At 61.9% G+C, this 16478-nt stretch carries 18 protein-coding genes; 6 read left to right on the top strand and 12 right to left on the bottom strand.

Going from position 1 to position 16478, the window contains the following annotated elements; translation table 11 throughout:
• The first annotated feature begins 81 nt into the window (after positions 1-81).
• The gene (locus tag H146_RS0111380) at positions 82-993 is read left to right on the top strand and encodes a LysR substrate-binding domain-containing protein (RefSeq protein ID WP_019951997.1); all 912 of its coding nucleotides are present in this window, start codon (positions 82-84) and stop codon (positions 991-993) included.
• On the opposite strand, the gene H146_RS0111375 is transcribed toward H146_RS0111380, so the two are convergent.
• Both H146_RS0111375 and H146_RS0111370 read right to left on the bottom strand, forming a co-directional pair.
• The gene (locus tag H146_RS0111375; RefSeq protein WP_019951996.1) at positions 957-1745 is read right to left on the bottom strand and encodes a M90 family metallopeptidase; all 789 of its coding nucleotides are present in this window, start codon (positions 1743-1745) and stop codon (positions 957-959) included. The two genes, H146_RS0111380 and H146_RS0111375, sit on opposite strands and share 37 nt — an antisense overlap.
• Before the next feature lie 24 nt (positions 1746-1769).
• Complete coding sequence (locus tag H146_RS0111370; RefSeq protein WP_019951995.1) at positions 1770-3335, bottom strand: carbon-nitrogen hydrolase family protein; 1566 nt, start codon at positions 3333-3335, stop codon at positions 1770-1772.
• 175 nt (positions 3336-3510) lie between these two features.
• Between H146_RS0111370 and H146_RS0111365 the strand changes: the two genes are divergently transcribed.
• Positions 3511-4203, top strand: coding sequence for a glutathione S-transferase N-terminal domain-containing protein (locus H146_RS0111365; protein WP_019951994.1), 693 nt, complete (start codon positions 3511-3513; stop codon positions 4201-4203).
• A gap of 3 nt (positions 4204-4206) precedes the next feature.
• On the opposite strand, the gene H146_RS0111360 is transcribed toward H146_RS0111365, so the two are convergent.
• From H146_RS0111360 to H146_RS0111335, 6 genes are all read right to left on the bottom strand, one after another.
• A complete protein-coding gene (locus H146_RS0111360; RefSeq protein ID WP_019951993.1) occupies positions 4207-4962 on the bottom strand; it encodes an RNA methyltransferase in 756 nt (251 codons plus the stop codon).
• Entirely contained in the window at positions 4955-5446 is a 492-nt protein-coding gene (locus H146_RS0111355; RefSeq protein ID WP_026351928.1) for a GNAT family N-acetyltransferase, read from the bottom strand. Before H146_RS0111355 ends, H146_RS0111360 begins: the two co-directional genes overlap by 8 nt.
• A 131-nt stretch (positions 5447-5577) precedes the next feature.
• The gene (gene groL, locus H146_RS0111350) at positions 5578-7227 is read right to left on the bottom strand and encodes a chaperonin GroEL (protein WP_019951991.1); all 1650 of its coding nucleotides are present in this window, start codon (positions 7225-7227) and stop codon (positions 5578-5580) included.
• A 52-nt stretch (positions 7228-7279) separates the two neighbouring features.
• Complete coding sequence (locus tag H146_RS0111345) at positions 7280-7573, bottom strand: co-chaperone GroES (protein WP_019951990.1); 294 nt, start codon at positions 7571-7573, stop codon at positions 7280-7282.
• 522 nt (positions 7574-8095) lie between these two features.
• Complete coding sequence (locus tag H146_RS19190; protein ID WP_019951989.1) at positions 8096-8578, bottom strand: FxsA family protein; 483 nt, start codon at positions 8576-8578, stop codon at positions 8096-8098.
• Positions 8579-8936: 358 nt separating this feature from the next.
• The gene (locus H146_RS0111335; protein ID WP_019951988.1) at positions 8937-9200 is read right to left on the bottom strand and encodes a ComEA family DNA-binding protein; all 264 of its coding nucleotides are present in this window, start codon (positions 9198-9200) and stop codon (positions 8937-8939) included.
• Positions 9201-9359: 159 nt separating this feature from the next.
• Between H146_RS0111335 and pyrF the strand changes: the two genes are divergently transcribed.
• Positions 9360-10055 (top strand): orotidine-5'-phosphate decarboxylase, encoded by a 696-nt coding sequence (gene pyrF, locus H146_RS0111330; protein ID WP_019951987.1) that lies wholly within the window; start codon positions 9360-9362, stop codon positions 10053-10055.
• A 37-nt stretch (positions 10056-10092) separates the two neighbouring features.
• On the opposite strand, the gene lapB is transcribed toward pyrF, so the two are convergent.
• The 3 genes from lapB to H146_RS0111315 all read right to left on the bottom strand — a co-directional run bounded on the left by lapB (position 10093) and on the right by H146_RS0111315 (position 11990).
• Positions 10093-11286: a lipopolysaccharide assembly protein LapB gene (gene lapB / locus H146_RS0111325; RefSeq protein WP_019951986.1), complete on the bottom strand. Its 1194-nt coding sequence runs from the start codon at positions 11284-11286 to the stop codon at positions 10093-10095.
• Positions 11287-11592, bottom strand: coding sequence for a lipopolysaccharide assembly protein LapA domain-containing protein (locus tag H146_RS0111320; RefSeq protein WP_019951985.1), 306 nt, complete (start codon positions 11590-11592; stop codon positions 11287-11289).
• A 101-nt stretch (positions 11593-11693) separates the two neighbouring features.
• Positions 11694-11990 carry an integration host factor subunit beta gene (locus tag H146_RS0111315; RefSeq protein ID WP_019951984.1) on the bottom strand — a complete coding sequence of 99 codons (297 nt, stop codon included), beginning with the start codon at positions 11988-11990 and terminating at the stop codon, positions 11694-11696.
• A gap of 177 nt (positions 11991-12167) precedes the next feature.
• Here H146_RS0111315 and H146_RS0111310 point away from each other — a divergent pair, with 177 nt between their 5' ends.
• Both H146_RS0111310 and H146_RS0111305 read left to right on the top strand, forming a co-directional pair.
• Complete coding sequence (locus H146_RS0111310) at positions 12168-12473, top strand: FAD assembly factor SdhE (RefSeq protein WP_019951983.1); 306 nt, start codon at positions 12168-12170, stop codon at positions 12471-12473.
• Positions 12457-12885, top strand: a complete 429-nt coding sequence (locus H146_RS0111305; RefSeq protein ID WP_019951982.1) for a protein YgfX — start codon at positions 12457-12459, stop codon at positions 12883-12885. Before H146_RS0111310 ends, H146_RS0111305 begins: the two co-directional genes overlap by 17 nt.
• Before the next feature lie 5 nt (positions 12886-12890).
• Here the strand turns inward: H146_RS0111305 and H146_RS19185 are convergent, their stop codons facing one another.
• Positions 12891-13829, bottom strand: coding sequence for a S66 peptidase family protein (locus tag H146_RS19185; protein WP_019951981.1), 939 nt, complete (start codon positions 13827-13829; stop codon positions 12891-12893).
• A gap of 939 nt (positions 13830-14768) precedes the next feature.
• Here H146_RS19185 and H146_RS0111295 point away from each other — a divergent pair.
• A complete protein-coding gene (locus H146_RS0111295) occupies positions 14769-15872 on the top strand; it encodes a pyridoxal phosphate-dependent aminotransferase (protein WP_211213324.1) in 1104 nt (367 codons plus the stop codon).
• Positions 15873-16478 lie beyond the last annotated feature (606 nt).

Below are 16478 nucleotides of genomic sequence, written 5' to 3'. Positions count from 1 at the left end.
AATGTCGAATTTTTGTAGCCTCAACGTCGTTACCGCCGTGTTCTGTACCGAATTGTGATTCATCCATCTCTGGAGAGCCGAGTGAGCACACTGCCGCCGCTGGCCTGGATGCAGGCCTTTGAAGCCTCCGCCCGCCATCTCAATTTTACCGCCGCCGGCGAGGAGCTGGGGGTGTCGCAGGCGGCGATCAGCCAGCGCATTCGGCTGCTGGAGGCGCGCGTCGGTCAGTCGCTGTTTATTCGCCACCCCCGCAGTCTGTCGTTGAGCGATGCCGGACGTGCCTGGCTGCCCAGCGTGCAGGAGGCTTTCATGCGGCTGGCTCAGGGCACCGCCGAGGTGTTCGGGCCGGACGGGCGTGCCTCGGTGACGCTGCGCGCCACGCCCGGCGTCCAGCAGTACTGGCTGGCGCAACGGCTGTGTCGTTTCCATCAGCGCTATCCGGATATCGAGGTTCACATCGTCACTGCCATCTGGTCGCAGCAGTTCGGCGGTGTCGATGCCGACCTGGAGATTCGCTATGGCGTCGGCGACTGGCCGGAGGTTGAAGGCCATTCGCTGGGCCGGGAGGAGCTGTCGCCGCTGTGCGCTCCGGCACTGGCCCGACGTTTGAAACATATCGACGATCTGGCCGGCGAGACGCTGCTGCACGCCACCGGTTTTACCACCGGCTGGCCGGCGTGGCTGCGCGCTTTCGGTGCCGACGGGGTCGAACATCGCGCTCGCCGGCTGGTGTGCGATACCCGCATCATGACGCTGCGGTTGGCGGCCAGCGGCTGTGGTGTGGCACTGGCGCAGCGTCGGCTGACCGAAGATAGCCAGGCGCTGGTGGCCCCCTTTGAAGGTTCGATCGCCGCCTCTGAGGCGTTCTGGCTGGTGCATCCGCGCGGGCGCGCACTGTCGGCGTCGGCGTCAACCCTGTGGCAGTGGCTGGTTGCCGAGGCGGATGAGCCGGCTGTTCAACAAGCCCTGGGCAGTCGTCTCAGCGGGTCCTGATCGAAATAGCGCACCAGCAGGGTGTAGAGATCGGGCCAGACGTTATCGAGGATATCCGGCGCGGTAAAAAAGTACTCGCAGATCACGGCGAAAAACTCCGCCGGATGGGTCGCCGCATAGTCGTCGATGGGCGGCTCTTCACCGCGTTCGAGACTCTCCTGCAGCGCCTGCCAGCATTGCATGAAGGTGTCGTACCACTCTCTTGATGTGATGTCGCCGTGCAGGCCGGGCATGCCGTTGACCGTCATGTCGCCGGTCATGTCGAGCTTGTGAGCGAATTCGTGAATCACGACATTGGTGCCGTGCCAGTCACCATTGGCTTCCAGCTCCTCGAGCGACAGTGCCACCGGGCCGTGCCAGGAGGTCTCGCCGGCACGCTCATCCTCGAACTCGTGCATCACGCCGGCGTCGTCCATCTCCTCTACGTGGCGGCGAAAGGCGCCGGGCACCAGGATAATCTCGCGCACGTCGAGCAGCGCCCGGCGTGCGCGCTGCTCCGGCCAGGCCAGCGTCATCAGGGCGATCTGCGCCATCAGTACCAGCCGGTTCTCGTCCGACCACTCGACCCCCTCGGGCAGCACGATGCGCAACGCATGAACCAGTCGCCAGCTGCGCTCGCCCAGCCGCTCGAGCTGCGCATCGCTCAGCCCGTCGATGATCGGCAGTCGCACCTGCGCACGCTGCCAGGCCTCGAGAGGCAGCGGATGGCGCTTGCGCCAGCGCTGCCATTTTTGCTCCTGCCACCAGCCCATCAGCTCCTGCCTTCGCTATCGGTTTCAGACACTATCCTGGCTGGAGGCGCCGGACTTCCACGACCAGTCGCGCCAGCGCAGATCGAACAGGTCCTTGCGCCGGTCCTTGAGATTGGTGACCGAGCCTTCGCTGCGCACGATCCGCAGCCGGGTCAGGTCGAGATCGGAGAACATCACCATCTCGGTGTTGGGGGTCGTCTCCGACATCACGGCGTCGTGGGGGAAGGCGAAGTCGGAGGGTGAAAACACCGATGACTGGGCGTATTGAATGTCGAGGTTCTCGATCGACGGCACGTTGCCGACGCTACCGCAGGCCACCACGTAGCACTCGTTCTCGATGGCGCGCGCCTGGCTGCAGTGACGCACCCGCAGATAGCTGTTCTTGGTGTCGGTCCAGAAGGGCACGAACAGAATATCCATGTCCTGCTCGGCGAGCAGCCGCGGCAGTTCGGGAAATTCGACGTCGTAGCAGATCAGGATGCCGATCCGCCCGGCGTCGGTCTCGAACACCTGCAGTTCGTCGCCGCCCTCGACGATCCAGTCGCGCCGCTCCTGGGGGGTGATATGCAGCTTGGCCTGACGCTCGACGCTGCCGTCGCGGTGGCACAGATAAGAGACGTTGTAGAGGCGCTCTTCGTCATCCTCCTCGACCATCGAGCCGGCGATGATGTTGATGTTGTAGGAGACCGCCATGCGCGAGATTTCGGCACGAAAACGCTCGGTGAAGCCGGCCAGAAAGTGGATCGCCTTTCGCTGATCCGACTGGTCGGTGAGCGCCATCAGCGGCGTATTGAAAAGCTCGGGAAAGACGGCGAAGTCGCTCTGATAGTCGGCCATGGCATCGACGTAGAACTCCACCTGCTGCAGCACCTGCTCGACCGAGGCGAACTCGCGCATCTGCCACTGCACGGCGCCGACGCGCACCTGGGTCTTGCGCGAGTGAAGCACCCGCTCGACCGGCTCATAGAGGATGTTGTTCCACTCCAGCAGGGTGGCATAGCCCTGGGAGCGCTCGTCTTCGGGCAGGTACTTCTTCAAAAGGCGTTTGACGAGAAAGTCGTTGGCCAACTGAAAGGAGAGAATCGGGTCGTGGATCTCCTTGCGCGACACCTGCTCGATGTATTCGGTGGGCGACAGCTCGTCGGCGTGCTCGTAGTAGTTGGGGATGCGGCCGCCGGCGAGAATGGCGCGCAGATTCATCGAGCGACACAGATCCTTGCGCGCCTCGTAGAGGCGCCGGCCCAGCCGATAGCCGCGGTAGGCCGGATCGATCAGCACATCCAGACCGTAGAGTGCATCGCCCTCGGCGTTATTGAGAATGATCTCGCGGTTGCCGATCAGGTCGTCGTACTTGTGCGGATTGGAGAAGGTTTCGTAATCCACCAGCACGGTAAGCGCGATGCCGACGATGCGGTCGTCATCTTCGATCAGGATCTGGCCGTCGGGAAACTCGGCGATCAGGCGATCGATGGTGTGTTTCTCCCACGCCCCGCCGATGTCGTTGTACACAGCGTCCATCAGGGCCTTGAGCCTGGGATAATCCTCCGGCTCGAGGTTGCGAAGGTTGAGATGGAGATCATCGATCGACATGTTGCTGGTGGCTCCCACGGGTCGGTCACGAAAGGAGCAAAGTCTAGCACGACAAGGCATTTTTCACCGTCGGGGCGGCGCTGAAGAGGGCGGTGAAAGCGCAGGCCGGCTGCTATAGTGGTGGCATCGGCAGGGTCGTTGCCCTGTGCCGTTCGAACCGATATCAGGAGCTGCAATGACACGCACCATGTTTGACCTGTGCGGGGCGGATCAGCGCCTGCGCTTTTCTCCCTTTTGCTGGCGCGTGCGTCTGGCGCTGGCCCATAAGGGGCTCGAGGCCGAGACCCGCGCCTGGCATTTCACCGACAAGCAGGCGATCGCCTTTTCCGGCCAGCAGAAGGTGCCGGTGCTGGTCGACGAGGATGACGAGGTGATCGTCGACAGTTTCGATATCATGGCGTGGCTGGATGACAAGTACCCCGTTGTGAGCCTTTTGGGAGAGGGTGAAGCACAGCGTCGCGCCCGTTTTATCAAACACTGGGCGGAGGGTGCGCTGGCGCCAGCCATCATGAAGATCGCCATTCTCGATGTGTTCGCCGCCATCGATCCGAAGGACCGCGACTATTTCCGCGAAAGCCGCGAGCAACGCCTCGGTAGCCGGCTGGAGGATTTTCAGGACGCGCAGGAGGGGGCGCGACTGCTCGACGCGGCGCTCAAGCCGCTGCGCGCTCAGCTGGAAGATGCGCCCTTCATCGACGGCGAGCGTCCGGGCGGCGCCGACTACCTCGCCTTCGGCATGTTCATGCTGCCGCGTGTGGTACGCCCGCAGCCGCTACTCGAGGAGGGCGACGCGGCGCACGGCTGGCATGAGCGCATGCTCGACCTGTTCGATGGCATGGCGCGTAACGCGCCGCGGGTGAGCGGCTGAGCTTCAGGATGATTTTCCATTGCGCAGTGCCTTCAGGGCGCCGGTCAGCAGCGACAGCTCCTTGCGGCTCGGCGCGGCGCGCTGATAGAAGTGCTGCAGCCGTTCGAGGGTGCGGGCGTGAGGCTGGTTGAGAAAGCCGGCCTCGCCGAGCGCCTCCGCCAGCGCCTGTTGAAAATGCTGCATCTGTTCACGGCTGGGCGGTAGCGCTTTTGAGTTCGTGCTGCCCGGCAAGGTAGCGGTCGTATCGTGCTGACGCCGATGAGCGCGAAACAGTTCATGGGCGCACACCTGCACCGCCTGGGCGAGGTTGAGTACCGGATAGTCCGGGTTGGCCGGCAGGCTCAGCTGATGCGTGCAGCAGGCGATCTCGTCGTTGGTCAGTCCCGAGCGTTCGCGGCCGAACACCAGCGCCACCGGCATCTCGCGCGCCAGCGCGATTAGCTCGCGGGCCATCTCGTCGGACTCCTCGAAGCAGGGTAGTGCCAGCCCGCGCAGCCGTGCCGAAAGCCCCACCACCGCGCCGCAGTCGGCGACCGCCTCGTCGAGCCCTGCGACCACTCGGGCCCGTTCCAGCAGTATTTCACCGCCGGCTGCCATGCGCGTCGCCTCGGCATCGGGGAACTGTCGCGGCGCGACCAGCGTCAGTCCGGACAGCCCCATGGTGCGCATCGCGCGGGCGGCGGCGCCGATGTTGCCGGGGTGCCAGGTCTGCACCAGCACGATGCGGATGTTGTCGAGAGCATCATGCGCTTCAGTCACGGTGTACGCCTTCAGCGAATCGCTTGAGCGCCTCGCCCTCCAGTCGGTAGTCGAGCCACTCGCTACGCTCCTGCGCGCCAATTGCCCGGTAGAAATCGATGGCTGCCGTGTTCCAGTCGAGTACTTGCCAGTCCATCCTCAGACAGCCGCGCTTTGCTGCAATGCCGGCAGCCTCGCGCATCAATACCAGTCCCGCGCCCTGGCCGCGCGCCGCCGGAGTGACGTAAAGATCCTCCAGCCACAGCTGAGGACCGGCCAGCCAGGTGGAGTAGCTGAAGAAGTAGATGGCATGACCGATAGCTTCGCCGCCGCGCTCGGCGATCAGCGCATGGCCCACGGCGTCGTCACCGAACAGGGATTTGGCAAGCCGGGCCTCGGTGGCAACCACCTGATCGGCGGCCTTTTCAAAGCTCGCCAATTCGTTAATGAAGCGCAGGATGGTGGCGGTATCGGCGGGCATGGCTGGGCGTACGGTAATTCTCATGCGTGGGTCCCTGTTGTTGGGTAATGAAGCCTGTTTTGAACGTGAAAAGGCCCCGCCGTAGCGGGGCCTCTCAGTCTATCCCATGAGCCCTTCGCCTTGTGGCGAGGTCATGGTGGACGCGGGAAGGGGGCTTACATCATGCCGCCCATGCCTCCCATTCCGCCCATGCCACCCATGTCGCCGCCACCGGAGGACTCTTTCTCGTCCGGATCTTCGGCGATCATGGCTTCGGTGGTGATCATCAGACCGCCCACGGAGCCTGCCGACTGCAGCGCGGTGCGTGCCACCTTGGCCGGATCGAGCACGCCCATGTCGAACAGGTCGCCGTACTCGCCGGTCTGGGCGTTGTAGCCGAAGTTGCCTTCGCCGTCACGCACACGGTTGAGGATGACCGAGGCTTCCTCACCGGCGTTGGTGACGATCTGACGCAGCGGCGACTCCAGCGCGCGGATGGTGAGCTGAATGCCGTGGGTCTGGTCTTCGTTGTTGCCGCGCATATCGTGAAGGCGCGCTGCAGCACGTACCAGTGCCGTACCGCCGCCGGGCACCACGCCCTCTTCGACAGCGGCGCGAGTGGAGTGAAGGGCGTCCTCGACGCGGGCCTTCTTCTCTTTCATCTCCACTTCGGTCGCGGCACCCACGCGGATCACGGCAACACCGCCGGCCAGCTTGGCAACGCGCTCCTGCAGCTTTTCGCGGTCGTAGTCGGAGGAGGTCTCCTCGATCTGAGCGCGGATCTGGCTGACGCGCGCTTCAATGTCGGCTTCAACACCGTTGCCGTCGATGACGGTGGTGTTCTCTTTCGACATGGTCACGCGGCGTGCGCTGCCCAGATGATCCAGCGTCGCCTGCTCAAGCGTCAGACCGACCTCTTCGGAGATCACGGTACCGCCGGTCAGGATGGCGATATCCTGCAGCATGGCCTTGCGACGGTCACCGAAGCCGGGCGCCTTGGCGGCTGCGACCTTGACGATACCGCGCATGTTGTTGACCACCAGCGTGGCCAGCGCTTCGCCTTCGATGTCTTCGGCGATGATCATCAGCGGCTTGCCTGCCTTGGCAACGCTCTCGAGCACCGGCAGCAGTTCGCGGATGTTGGAGATCTTCTTGTCGACCAGCAGGATGTAGGGGTCTTCCTGCTCGACCGCCATGGTTTCCTGGTTGGTGACAAAGTAGGGCGAGAGATAGCCGCGATCGAACTGCATGCCTTCGACCACTTCCAGCTCGTCCTCGAAACCACGACCTTCATCAACCGTGATGACGCCTTCCTTGCCGACCTTCTGCATCGCATCGGCGATGATCTGGCCGATGGTGGCATCGCCGTTGGCGGAGATGGTACCGACCTGGGCGATGGCCTTGGAGTCGGTGCAGGGAACCGACATGGTGCGGATCTCTTCGACCGCCTTCTGGATCGCCATGTCGATACCGCGCTTGAGGTCCATCGGGTTCATACCCGCAGTGACGCCCTTGAGGCCCTCATTGACGATGGACTGAGCCAGCACGGTTGCTGTAGTGGTACCGTCACCTGCGGCGTCGGACGTCTTGGAAGCGACTTCCTTGACCATCTGCGCGCCCATGTTTTCGAACTTGTCCTTGAGCTCGATCTCCTTGGCGACCGAAACACCGTCCTTGGTAACGGTCGGGGCGCCGAAGGACTTCTCGAGCACGACGTTACGACCCTTGGGGCCGAGCGTGGTCTTGACGGCGTCGGCCAGGGTGTTGACGCCTCGCGCCATACGCTTGCGGGCATCGTCGGAGAATCTGATGTTCTTGGCGGACATTACGGTAATACCTCGATTCCGGTTTCTTTAGTGAGAAAGATGAGAGGAAATATCAGCCTTCGAGCACGCCGAGGATGTCGGACTCGCTCATGATCAGCACTTCTTCACCGTTGACCTTCTGCTTCTCGACGCCGAAGCCTTCCTTGAAGATCACCTTGTCGCCGACCTGCACATCCAGCGGACGGGTTTCGCCACTTTCAAGGATACGGCCCTTGCCGACGGCGATGACTTCACCACGAGTCGGTTTTTCCTGCGCATTGCCCGGCAGCACGATACCGCCAGCGGTCTTTTGTTCTTCTTCCACGCGACGAACGACGACACGATCGTGCAAAGGACGAATGTTCATTTTCACGTTCTCCCTAAATGGTTACATGAACGGGCCGGAGGCACCCGCCACCCGGATTGGGCGGACCCGGTTCCGGCTGTGCCGGCCTGTCAGGGTCGATATCACGACGTGGCGAATTAATGCGGGCTCAATGCGCTGTTTCAAGGGGGGAGAGGGAAAATTTTACACCCGCCATCCCTGGCGGGTGCCCTACGGGCCGCCGCTGCGCGGCGTTCAAAATCGTTCCTGACGATGTTGTACACCCGCCATCCCTGGCGGGTGCCCTACGGGCCGCCGCTGCGCGGCGTTCAAAATCGTTCCCGACGATGTTGTACACCCGCCATCCCTGGCGGGTGCCCTACGGGCCGCCGCTGCGCGGCGTTCAAAATCGTTCCCGACGATGTTGTACACCCGCCATCCCTGGCGGGTGCCCTCCGGGCCGCCGCTGCGCGGCGTTCAAAATCGTTCCCGACGATGTTGTACACCCGCCATCCGGGGTGGGCAATGTCGTGGCAGGAAGGGTGGATGAGGGTTGCGGGGAGATTATTGGCGACGATCGTCGCGGTGTTCGATGTAGTCGCCTTCCAGGGTTTCGCCATCGCTTCTCTCTTCGCGGGTCGACGAAGTCGTCTGGTCGAAGGTTTCGCCACGCTGATGACGCCCCGGGCGATAGCGCTGAACGTGCTCGTTGCCCTTTACGAAACGTGCCAGCAGGGCGCTGCGGGAGACGGGCAGCAGGCAGAATATGGCAAGGATGTCGGTCAGTATGCCGGGCATCAACAGCAGGACACCGGCCAGCATGATCGCGGCACCGCGGCGCAGGTCGTCACTGGCGAACTCGCCGCTGGTCATTTTGGCCTGCGCCTTGCGAAAGGCGTCCAGCCCCTGACGGCGTACCAGGTTAATGCCGATGAAGGCCGCGATCACGATCACCAGCAGCACCCAGGCGCCAATCAGTTGGCCCAGCACAAAGATCGAAATCAGATCCAGCAACAAAAAGAAGCCGATGGGCAGCAAAATGGGCATGATTTCTCCACGGTACCGGTTGTTGTAAAGGCATGGCGTAGCGCCCGTCAGGCGCATTCGCTTCAGGGAAACGCTGCGTCAATGCCGGCGCGAGTGAATCGCTGCGGTGCGTGGTAGTGGTGCGCCAGCTCGGTCGAAAACTCACCTGATCTCATGTTATGTCTCGTTTTCTGCGTTCCACGCGCCTTGCGCTTCATCTCGCTCGTCGATCTATTCAGCGCTTCCTTAGTATAGTCGGCACAAATCATGGCATGTCGGCACGGTGACGTATACGTCTGCCGATTCGAGGGTGGGCGGGTGAAAGGCAGGCGCGTGGCTTGCCACGACGCCACCGGTTGGTGGCGCCGTAAGGTTGCGGTCAGAGGGTTGCCTGGTCGCGCAGCGATTCGACGGTAGCCTCACCGATGCCATTGATGCGGGTCAGGTCGTCGAGCTGTTCGTAGAGACCGTTGGCCTCGCGATCGGCGACGATGTCCGCTGCTCTGCTTTCACCGATGCCGGTCAGCTCGGTAAGCTCCGCCGCTGAAGCGGTGTTGATATTGATCGGCGCCTCTTCTGCCATCAGCGGTGAAGCAAGCGACATGGCGGTTAACAGCAGTGTTGTAGCCAGAATTTTTTTCATTTTTCCCGTCCTGTTGTGATTTATATGCGGAACCTGCACTGATCTCATCGGCCATGTCGAAGCGGCCTTTAGATCGCCCTGCCTCTCACGATTCGCTCTTGCCACACCATGTCATGCCACATTTCCTTATAATGGCGCCGGTTCACTACAGGAGCGCCCATGTCTACTCCCCTGATTATTGCTCTCGACCACGCAAGCCTTGCGACGGCACTGCCGCTGGTCGATCAGCTTGATCCACAGCGCTGTCGACTCAAGGTGGGCAAGGAGCTGTTTGTACGCGAGGGACCCCAGGCGGTAGCGGCACTGCAGCAGCGCGGCTTCGAGATATTTCTTGACCTCAAGTTTCACGACATTCCCAACACGGTGGCGGCTGCAGTACATGCGGCTGCCGATCAGGGCGTCTGGATGGTCAACGTGCATGCCGCTGGCGGTCGGCAGATGATGAGTGCGGCGCGCGATGTGCTGGCGCGTCACAATCTGACGACGCGGCTGATCGCGGTGACCGTGCTGACCAGCATGGACGATGCCGCGCTTGAAGAGGTGGGCGTGACGCTTGCGGCGGCAGTGCAGGCGTTGTCGCTGGCGCAGCTGGCCGCTGACAGCGGTATGGACGGCGTGGTCTGCTCGGCGCAGGAAGCGAGCGAGGTGGCCTCTCACTGCGGCGACGATTTCCTGCGCGTGACGCCCGGCATTCGTCCCGCCTTCGCTGTTCAGGATGACCAGCGTCGCATCATGACGCCCGCCAGCGCGATGGCGGCGGGTAGCACTCACCTGGTGATCGGTCGGCCGATTACCCGTGCCGATGATCCCATGGTGGCGCTGGAACGGATTGAACAGGAGCTGTCAGGCGAGTAGCGGCTGAGCTCGCTTGTAGCGTCGGGGCGTGAAGCGGTTATTCGCCCTCGAGCCCGGTAATTGGCTTGATCGTGCCCCAGCGGCGGCAGCTGGGGCAGTGCCAGTGGAGCCGATCGCCCTGAAAACCGCAGCTTTTGCAGCGAAAGCGCGAGCGTTGCGCCATCAACTGCTCGGTGTGGCGCTTGAGCAAACTCAGATGGGCCACTTCGTCATCGACGGCCTGCTGCAGGTAAAGGTCCATCAGGTAATCAATGCCGCGCAGGCTGGGGTGGCGTTGAAGCTGCTCGCTGACCAGCGCTGTGGCGCTGGCAGCCCCCTCACGCTGGCGCAGTCGCTCAGCCAGCAGCAGAACAAAGGAAACATAGGGGGCGTGCGCCAGCTGCTCGCGAAGAAAGTCGATCAACCCCTGTTCATCCTCGAGCAGGTCGAAGGCGCGTTCGATGGGTGCCAGCGTAATCGGCACCATGTCACTGTCCTGCTCGCGTATGCGACCCAGAAAGCGGATTTCGGCGCGATAGTGGCCGGCGCGGTGCTCGATGTCGGCATTGAGCCAGTTGGCTCTGACACAACCGGCATCGATGGACATGGCCTGTTTGAGGCGTTTGCGGGCGCCGCCGGGGCTGCCCTGTTCGATATCCTGCTCGGCCAGCTCACACAGCCAGTGCGCGGCGGCACTGCGTAGCGTACTGTGATGGCGAATCAGGTGAGGCAGGGCGACGTTGAGCGCCGCCTGCCACTCCTTTTCGCGTTCGAAAAGATCGACCATCAGCCGGCGCGCAGCATTGCGCGTCTGATCGTTTTCGCAGTCAGCGCTCAGCGATGCCAGCAATCGCTCGGCCCGATCGAGAACGCCCAGGTGCATGAAATCCTGCGCCAGTTCCAGCTGTACCTGCTCACTCTGTTCGATGCTGAGCGCCGGTCGGGCGAGCAGATTCTGGTGGATGCGCACGGCCCGGTCGGCTTCGCCGCGCATGCGGAAAAGATTGCCCAGCGCAATGTGGGTATCGATGGTATCGCCGTTGACTTCAAGCGCCTGTACGAAAGTTTCGATGGCGCGGTCGTGCTGCTCGTTGAGCAGAAAGTTGAGGCCCACGAAATAGTCGCGCGAGAGCTGATCGGCACGGTGCAGCCGGCGCCCGTGGTAGCGGTAGTGCCGGCGCTCCATGCGACCCAGCCACCAGCCGATGCCGATGGCTGCCACTAAAATGAGAAGCAGCCCGGGATCAGGCATTCAGGGGGATTCCTTGAGCTCCTGAACGCGCAGCCGATCAAGCTCCTTGCGCTGCTGCTGGTTGTCGTGGCGAGTACGCATCAGCGCCGTGCGCAGGCGCAGGTAAAGCCCTGACATGGCGATCATGCCCAGCAGCACACCGACTACCAGGGTCGTCAAAAGCCACAGCGAGAGAGAGGCGGGAGGCAGCTGAGCCCAGATGATATCCAGCGGAACGGTCTGCTGATTACGCACGGCAAACAGCATGCCCAGTATCAGCATGATCAGTGTGAGTACAGCGACTACGACACCCTTGAGCCAGCGCATGATGGCAGATCCTTCATCCCGTGTTTATGGCATTCAGTGTATCACTCGCCCGCAGGGGCAGCGACAGAGACGCCGGACCCGCTGGCGGGAGTGATCTCGCGTCAATAGCCCTGTTCGCGGCTGGCATCGACCTGCTCGCGCAACTCCTTGCCCGGCTTGAAATGCGGGACATGCTTGCCGCTGAGGCTGACCGACTCGCCGGTCTTGGGGTTGCGACCGGTGCGGGGCTCGCGATAGTGCAGGGAAAAACTGCCAAATCCGCGGATCTCGACGCGCCCCCCATCGGCCAGCGTGTCGGTGATGTCGTCAAGAATCTGGCGTACTGCCGACTCGACCTCCTTGAGAGAGAGTTCGGAGTGGCGCATGGCAATCTGTTCGATCAATTCGGACTTCGTCATCTGCTTTCTCCACCTCGGGCAAGAGCGATCAGGTCTTGTTGTTGAATCCAGAATAGCGGCCAATTCGAGATAAAACAACGCGCTACAACAAAGCTTATGATATCGGTCGCAATGTGTTGCCATACGCTTCACGGCAGCGCCTGTTATCATGCGTGGCACAACCTTGCGGAGGGCACCATGGACAACGCTATCGATCACCGCCAGAGCATTGATGATGTCAATCGTCGTCGGCTCTATTGGCATTCCAGGCGCGGTATGTGGGAGCTGGATCTAATGCTGGTGCCCTTTTTCGAGAACCGCTTCGATGCGCTCGAGGCGCCCATGAAAGAGGCTTATCGCCAATTGCTGGCTCAGGAGGATCAAGACCTTTTCAGCTGGTTGATGCGTCGCGACATTCCCGCCGACGACACGCTCGGGCCGATCGTCCTCGAGATCATTCGTTTCGCCGAACAGACCCATACCGGCGATGTCCGCCCTCTCTAGCCAGCGGCCGGCTTTTGAAGCGAGCTTCTCGGCGTCGCGCACTGCAACCCTGGTGCAGACAGCGCTGGTCGTGGCAATCGCGCTGGCCTGTATGCGCTGGTTGAATCTCTGGTGGGGGCTGGCGGTAGTGTCGCTGATGACAGCTTTCATCTTTCATGACAGAAAGCGCCTGCCGCCACCTCTGCGCTGTATGGGGGAGGGGCGCTGGGAGTGCCGGCGCCACGGGCAGTGGCAGCCGATTACACTGCATCTTGATCGGCTGGGGCCGTGGCTCGTCGAGCTGCGCCTCGACGGTCAGCGTCATGCGATCTGGTTCGATGCGCTGGGCGAAGACGACTTTCGCCAACTGCGTATGGCATTGATGGCGCACCGCAAAGCGCAAACCAGCCCTGACAACGGCGCAGTCTCTTGAAGCCGTCAGCGCAGGGCGCCACACGGGCCGGCAGGACGCCGTGCCCACGTCAGCCGTTCTTCGCCCACTCGGGCCCAGCGACCCACTGGCCATGGCATGTTGAGTGCGCCATGGCCGAAGGGTAGCCGGTGATAGAGCGGTATCTGTCGTGGCGCCAGCCACTCGGCGGCCACCTCGGCGATAACCGCTTCGCCCTGTTCGCCGCAGCCGATAAAGCTGCCAAGACACACGGCTGTGAGACGCTCGGTAGGCAGACTCCCCAGCAACTGACACAGGCTGCGTTCGAGCCGATAGGGCGCCTCGCCGACGTCTTCCAGCAGCAGCAGGCTGCGTTCGGGCACATACAGTGCTGCGCTCGTGCCGGCTAGGCTGGCCAGGGTGGTCAAATTGCCGCCGATCATTTCTCCTTCGACGACTTTTTGCGGGCCACTGAAATACTGTGCCGCCATCTCGCCGCTTCTGCCGTTCAATACGTCAGCGATGGCGTTCATGCTCTGTTGGCGCAGCCGCATCTCCTCGGCATTGCTGGCGTGTTCGATTTTCAAAAGCTCGCTGGCGACCGGTGCGTGAATCGCGTCGCGGCCACGGCGGTGAAAGGCGCTGAGCAGCACGCTGATATCGGAGTAGCCCAGCAGCGGTGCCTCGGGAAGGCGCGACCAGTCGACCGCCTCGATCAACTGCGCCGCACCATAGCCACCGCGCAAACACCACACCGCCGCCACCTCATCGATATTGAACGCCTGATAGAGATCATCGACACGCTGTGCCACCGTGCCGGCCAGGTAGCGGTGGCGGGCGCTGGCATTATCGGTCACCAGCGGCTGGTAGCCCAGCGCACGCAGGGCCTCGCAGGTCGCCTGTGGGTCGCCTTCACGCAGTGCGCTGGCCGGTGCGCAGAGGGCCAGCGGGCCTTGTAGTCGGCCAAGAGGATACTTCTCGTCCATGGCAGCATGGCCTTGCGAAAACGGAGAGTAAGAGGTTTGAGTGCTGGATTATAGCGTCCATCAGGCCGGCTGATGCCCTGAATGGCAAGTCCCGGTGAAAAAGACAGAGGGAGTGAAACTGGTGCCCGGAGCCGGAATCGAACCGGCACGACCATACGGTCGAGGGATTTCAAGCTGGATCATGGAGCTCTCATCGGCATAGCGCTGGGCCTTTTCGGTGAGCTGACCGTCGAGCAGGCATGATCGCTGGCGCAGGCATTGTCGCTGGTGGTGCGATGGCCGTCGAGCTCAACGCGGATGGACCCGTTGCAGGACGGAATCCAGGGAGATAGGCTTTCACCCATGGCGGATGGTCCTCTGGAGTCAGGTTCTTGTTGGAACGTACTGATTTCTCTAGAGAATACCATCCGCTATCTTCGTTTTCAGGCCGCCCTCATGAATAAGGCGGGTTCAAGAGCGTTCCAGACCTGGTGGGGCGTATCAAGCAGTACACCGAGCATTACAATCTTACCGCCCAGCCTTTTGCATGGACGGCTACTGCTGATTCGATCATCAGCAAGATCAAAAAAATATGCAAATTTATAAATGGGACATAGCGCTAGGTCAGGCAAAAGTTGGCGAAGACGGATCGGGCTGGTGCTCTGGTTCACAGGATATCAGTGAGCATATGACTCTCTCCGCTCGCCCCTCGGACGTTCTGAAGGCGGACTACCAGCCGTTGATTGAATATCCGCGGACCCGCAGCGTTGGTGCTGACGCCATAGGCATCGTCCATTTTGTACGATATGATTTATAAAGTACAAAATAAACACAGGAACAGGAGTCGTTGTCATCTTGGTTACTTCCACGCACCTTGCACCACGCATGTCTGCCGTCAAACCCTCCCCTACCGCCGCTGTTTCCAGCTTGATGCGCGAACTGGCAGAGCAGGGTCGGAAGGTGATCAATCTGGGCGAGGGCGAACTCGACTTCTCGACTCCGGATTACGTCAAGCGGTCAGGCATCGAGGCGATCGAGAACGACTTCACCAAATACACCGAAGTCACCGGCATCGATGAACTGAAGTCCGCCATCGCCTTCAAGCTCTCCCGCGATAGCGGCGTCGATTACGCCAAGGAGCAGATCATCGCCGCTTCCGGCGGCAAGCAGATCATCTTCAATGCCATGCTGGCCACACTCGATGCCGACGACGAGGTCGTGATTCCGGCGCCCTACTGGGTGTCGTATCCGGACATCGTACGCTTGACCGGGGCCACGCCGGTGATCGTCGAGTGTGATCGCGACCAAGGATTCAAGCTGACGCCTTGGGGGCTTCGGGAGGCGCTCAACACCAACACGCGCTGGCTGATCCTCAACTCGCCGAACAATCCGACTGGCGCGGTCTATTCTCGGGACGAACTCTCGGCACTGCTCGATGTGCTCGACGATTTTCCCAACATATTGGTACTTGCCGACGACATCTACGAGCACCTGACTTACGAGATGCCGGGTATCTCACCCGTCGCCTGCCGGCCCGATCTGGCCGAGCGCATCCTGACCGTCAACGGTGTCTCCAAGCTCTATGCCATGACTGGCTGGCGCATCGGTTATGCCGCGGGGCCCGAGTGGCTGATCAAGGCGATGACGACGCTGCAGTCGCAGAGCACCACCAGCGCAGCGAGCATGTGTCAGGTCGCCGCCGGCGTGGCACTTGAGAACTCGCTCGACTTTCTAGAACCGCGCCTGACCGAACTTCGCGAGCGTCGCGATCTGGTTGTTGCCGCGATCAAGGCAATCGATGGGCTCGACTGTGACACACCAGGAGGTGCGTTTTATGTCTATGTCGATTGCCGAGGATTGATGGGCCGTCGAACGCCGGCCGGTGACGCGCTCGAAAGCGATGTCGATCTAGCCGCCTATCTAGCCAGCGAGGCCGGGGTTGGGGTGGTACCGGGCACCGCTTTCGGCCTCGCGCCCTATCTACGGCTCGCCTATGGCCTCTCCCGTGAGGACATCGAGCGCGCCATGGGACAGATTACCGAAGCATGTGCAGCACTCTCCTGATCACGGCGATCTGATTCAGAGATCATCAGCGCCAACGCATCTTCAGTACTAGGATACCTCCGACACTAGCGGGCCCGGTTCACCAATGCCGGCCCGTTTTTTCGTGTGCGCCAGGCATGGCGCGCAGCGCCGTGACTGGCGCTGTTCCTGGGGGTGGTGCTCCAGGATGACCTGGGGGTTAAAGTCCCCTGCACGCCCGGCAAGGGGAAGTGCTGGCCGACGGCAAGGGTGTCTCCCGCGAGGGGGAATCTGAAGGCAGCCTGAGGCAAAACGCTGGCTCGACGGGGCGCCTAGCCGAACAGGAAGCGGATATGAGGCGTTATGGCGGGGTGAGGTGGCACGAATCACTAAAGCCCAATACTTGCACGGAACGCCATGACGTAAATCCGACAGGCATAAGCGGGAAGGTCGCGCGCCTTACCCCCGGCAGATTTTTGCACCACCATGGTGCGCAGCGGCGCATAATGACGTCTTTTTACGCCCAATATCCTGAAAACGCGCCCTGCCGCTCGCTTTTCAGGCCTTTCGGGCGGATGTCGGGCGCAATACGGCCATGCGTTTCAGATTCCACGCCAGGCACACCAGCGTCCATTCGCCGCTCACCCG

The sequence above is a fragment of the Kushneria aurantia DSM 21353 genome (genome assembly GCF_000382245.1).
Classification (GTDB): domain Bacteria; phylum Pseudomonadota; class Gammaproteobacteria; order Pseudomonadales; family Halomonadaceae; genus Kushneria; species Kushneria aurantia.
The sequence above is the reverse complement of the archived record's forward strand: the minus strand, read 5'-3'. Positions and strand labels throughout refer to the sequence as shown.